This is a genomic window from Mesorhizobium qingshengii (assembly GCF_900103325.1).
Taxonomy (GTDB): Bacteria; Pseudomonadota; Alphaproteobacteria; order Rhizobiales; family Rhizobiaceae; genus Mesorhizobium; species Mesorhizobium qingshengii.
On the sequence record NZ_FMXM01000064.1, the window covers coordinates 1 to 4737 of the forward strand.

A 4737-nucleotide genomic window follows, 5' to 3' on the forward strand; every position below is an offset into this window, starting at 1 on the left:
TGGTTGCGGGGACAGGATTTGAACCTGTGACCTTCAGGTTATGAGCCTGACGAGCTACCGGGCTGCTCCACCCCGCGTCAACCGTTGCAGCGATCGCTGCCTGGAAAGCATGTCGCCAAATGAAAGGGCCGCTTACGCGGCCCGGGATCCCGTTGGCGGGCCTGTTCGTAGAGAGAAGATTTCTCTCCATCCGGGATCATTTTGATCCTGGATGTGAGTTTAACGTGCGTTTGGCAGACCTGGCAGCGACCTACTCTCCCGCGTCTTGAGACGAAGTACCATCAGCGCTGGAGCGTTTCACGGCCGAGTTCGGAATGGGATCGGGTGCAGCCGCTCCGCCATAACCACCAGGTCGGCAAAACGCACGTTATTCGAGAAGCTTTTTGAGCGAAGAGCGATGAGGGAGTAGCCAATAGGGAGATCCTATCCTGGTACTCTCTCGGAGCTGTTCGCTGGTCTTGTTGTGCCATCCATCGTGTTTCACGATGGGCATAAGGAATGAGAACGATCAAGCCGATCGAACTATTAGTACCGGTAAGCTTCAAGCGTTGCCGCTCTTCCACACCCGGCCTATCAACGTGGTCGTCTTCCACGGTTCTCAGGGAATACTCGTTTTAAGGTGGGTTTCCCGCTTAGATGCCTTCAGCGGTTATCCCGTCCGGATATAGCTACCCTGCTATGCGGCTGGCGCCACAACAGGTCCACCAGAGATCCGTCCATCCCGGTCCTCTCGTACTAGGGACAGATCCTTTCAATATTCCTACACCCACGGCAGATAGGGACCGAACTGTCTCACGACGTTCTGAACCCAACTCACGTACCGCTTTAAATGGCGAACAGCCATACCCTTGGGACCTGCTCCAGCCCCAGGATGCGATGAGTCGACATCGAGGTGCCAAACAACCCCGTCGATATGGACTCTTGGGGGTCATCAGCCTGTTATCCCCGGCGTACCTTTTATCCGTTGAGCGATGGCCCTTCCACGCGGGACCACCGGATCACTATGACCGACTTTCGTCTCTGCTCGACTTGTCAGTCTCGCAGTCAGGCAGGCTTATGCCATTGCACTCAGCGAACGATTTCCGACCGTTCTGAGCCCACCATCGCGCGCCTCCGTTACTCTTTAGGAGGCGACCGCCCCAGTCAAACTACCCACCATACATTGTCCCGGACCCGGATAACGGGCCGCGGTTAGACATCCATAGTAATAAGGGTGGTATTTCAAGGGTGGCTCCACCTGAGCTGGCGCCCAGGTTTCAAAGCCTACCACCTATCCTACACATGCCACTACGAATGCCAATGTAAAGCTATAGTAAAGGTGCACGGGGTCTTTCCGTCTAACCGCAGGAACCCCGCATCTTCACGGGGAATTCAATTTCACTGAGTCTATGCTGGAGACAGCGGGGAAGTCGTTACGCCATTCGTGCAGGTCGGAACTTACCCGACAAGGAATTTCGCTACCTTAGGACCGTTATAGTTACGGCCGCCGTTTACTGGGGCTTCGATTCAGAGCTTGCACCCCTCCTCTTAACCTTCCAGCACCGGGCAGGCGTCAGACCCTATACGTCGTCTTGCGACTTCGCAGAGCCCTGTGTTTTTGATAAACAGTCGCTACCCCCTGGTCTGTGCCACCCTCCTCTACTTGCGTAGAAAAGGGTCACGCTTCTTCCGAAGTTACGCGTGCAATTTGCCGAGTTCCTTCAGCATAGTTCTCTCAAGCGCCTTGGTATACTCTACCAGACCACCAGTGTCGGTTTCGGGTACGGTTTATAAGGAGGAGCTATTTCCTGGAACCACGCAGCAGCCCGTTCAATCCGATAAGATTGGACTACCTCAATGATCCGTCACTACCTCCAAGCCCACGAATATTAACGTGGTTCCCATCGACTACGCGTTTCCGCCTCGTCTTAGGGGCCGGCTAACCCTGCTCAGATTAGCTTTAAGCAGGAACCCTTGGTCTTTCGGCGGGGGAGTCTCTCACTCCCCTTACGTTACTCATGTCAGCATTCGCACTTCTGATACCTCCACCACCCCTCACGGGTATGGCTTCATCAGCTTACAGAACGCTCCGCTACCGCTTGGCCCTTGCGGACCAAACCCTAAGCTTCGGTGTATGGCTTTAGCCCCGTTACATTTTCGGCGCAAAGACCCTTATTTAGACCAGTGAGCTGTTACGCTTTCTTTAAATGATGGCTGCTTCTAAGCCAACATCCTGGTTGTTTTGGGATCCTCACATCCTTTCCCACTTAGCCATAACTTGGGGACCTTAGCTGTAGGTCAGGGTTGTTTCCCTTTTCACGACGGACGTTAGCACCCGCCGTGTGTCTGCCGACTAGTACTCCCAGGTATTCGGAGTTTGGTTAGGTTTGGTAATCCGGTGAGGACCCCTAGCCCATCCAGTGCTCTACCCCCTGGGGTATTCGGTCGACGCTCTACCTAAATAGATTTCGCGGAGAACCAGCTATTTCCGAGTTTGATTGGCCTTTCACCCCTAGCCACAAGTCATCCCGAACTATTGCAACAGTTATGGGTTCGGTCCTCCAGTAAGTGTTACCTTACCTTCAACCTGCTCATGGCTAGATCACTCGGTTTCGGGTCTAATGCGACGAACTGAACGCCCTATTCAGACTCGCTTTCGCTGCGCCTACACCTAGCGGTTTAAGCTTGCTCGTCACACTAAGTCGCTGACCCATTATACAAAAGGTACGTGGTCACCCAGGACGAACCTTGGGCTTCCACTGTTTGTAGGCAACCGGTTTCAGGTACTCTTTCACTCCCCTTGTCGGGGTGCTTTTCACCTTTCCCTCACGGTACTAGTTCGCTATCGGTCATGCACGAGTACTTAGGCTTGGAGGGTGGTCCCCCCAATTTCAGACAGGATTTCACGTGTCCCGCCTTACTCGAGGACGATGATTTGCATTACGCGTACGGGGCTGTCACCCACTATGGCCCTACTTTCCAGAAGGTTCCGCTTGTCTCATCATCGCCACTGGCCTGGTCCGGGTTCGCTCGCCACTACTTCCGGAGTCTCGGTTGATGTCCTTTCCTACGGGTACTTAGATGTTTCAGTTCCCCGCGTTCGCCACTTTACCCCTATGTATTCAGGGTAAGTTACCTATTATCGATACTTGGAAACCACAGCAGCAAGTCACCCTGCTGCTCTGATTTTCCAAGTACCTTAGGTGGGTTTCCCCATTCGGAAATCTACGGATCAAAGGGTATTCGCACCTCCCCGTAGCTTATCGCAGCGTATCACGTCCTTCATCGCCTGTGCATGCCAAGGCATCCACCAATTGCCCTTAAGACACTTGATCGTTCTCATTGCCAATGCCCACCCGCGCAATCCAAAGGATTGTCGCTTCAGCCAAACCCTTGCGGGATTAGCGTCCGCGCAATTCCGAAGGAATTGTCGCCTGAACCAGATCCTGTGCGGGATCCAATTCGATGTCATTGGCACAAAAAGACCAGCTTCTCGAGATCGGTTCGAGGGCGCGGTTAGGCAAACCCATCATATGCGGGAGATTGAGCGTCTCCCGCGACAAATCATGAACCTTGCGATCCATGAAGTTCGAACAAATCTTCTCTTTACGATGTCAAACAGAACAGGCGGAGAGCAAGATGCTCGCCGCAAACCTTTATACGAATGACTTTTGCCTGGCAGCCTCATCTCTACTCGACACCAACGCGCGATCCGCAGGATCGTCGCGAACCGCGACAATCCCTTCGGGATTGCGCAAGTGGTGGAGCCGGACGGGATCGAACCGACGACATCCTGCTTGCAAAGCAGGCGCTCTCCCAGCTGAGCTACGGCCCCTGATACCTTTGTAGAGGTGATCCGACAATCCTTGCGGATTGCGAAGTGGTGGGCCTGGGAGGACTTGAACCTCCGACCTCACGCTTATCAAGCGCGCGCTCTAACCAACTGAGCTACAAGCCCTAAGACTGCGCCGCTAATCGGCTTTCGCCAACGAGACGCACGTCTCGCAAGGCCGACAGGCCGTCGCGGCTCGTGCCGCGCCCTCGCGGAGCGCCAGGCCGAAGGCCGGTACGGCGCGCGAGCGCAAGTCAAAGTCATTCGCTGAAGAAAGAGAAACGAAGGCGGCAGACCCGCTTAAGGTATGCGCGACGGTAAGAGTGACTCTCTTCCGTCTTGTTCCAAGAGAACTGAAAGGCAGAGGCTCATCAGATGAGCGTTTCCATTAGAGTTCTTCCTTAGAAAGGAGGTGATCCAGCCGCAGGTTCCCCTACGGCTACCTTGTTACGACTTCACCCCAGTCGCTGACCCTACCGTGGTCGCCTGCCTCCTTGCGGTTAGCACAGCGCCTTCGGGTAAAACCAACTCCCATGGTGTGACGGGCGGTGTGTACAAGGCCCGGGAACGTATTCACCGCGGCATGCTGATCCGCGATTACTAGCGATTCCAACTTCATGCACTCGAGTTGCAGAGTGCAATCCGAACTGAGATGGCTTTTGGAGATTAGCTCGACCTCGCGGTCTCGCTGCCCACTGTCACCACCATTGTAGCACGTGTGTAGCCCAGCCCGTAAGGGCCATGAGGACTTGACGTCATCCCCACCTTCCTCTCGGCTTATCACCGGCAGTCCCCTTAGAGTGCCCAACTTAATGCTGGCAACTAAGGGCGAGGGTTGCGCTCGTTGCGGGACTTAACCCAACATCTCACGACACGAGCTGACGACAGCCATGCAGCACCTGTCACCGGTCCAGCCGAACTGAAGG

General features: G+C 54.7%; 3 tRNA genes and 3 rRNA genes. All 6 read right to left on the reverse strand.

From position 1 onward, the window contains the following. A tRNA-Met gene (locus tag BLS48_RS33975) sits at window positions 1–77 on the reverse strand. Between the two features lie 160 nt (window positions 78–237). Beyond that, window positions 238–352, reverse strand: a 5S ribosomal RNA gene (rrf, locus tag BLS48_RS33980). A 152-nt stretch (window positions 353–504) separates the two neighbouring features. Next, window positions 505–3314: ribosomal RNA gene (locus BLS48_RS33985) — 23S ribosomal RNA — on the reverse strand. 424 nt (window positions 3315–3738) lie between these two features. Further along, window positions 3739–3814 (reverse strand) — tRNA-Ala (locus BLS48_RS33995). Between the two features lie 46 nt (window positions 3815–3860). Further along, window positions 3861–3937, reverse strand: a tRNA-Ile gene (locus BLS48_RS34000). 279 nt (window positions 3938–4216) lie between these two features. Then, window positions 4217–4737 (reverse strand): 16S ribosomal RNA (locus BLS48_RS34005); the annotation flags it as partial.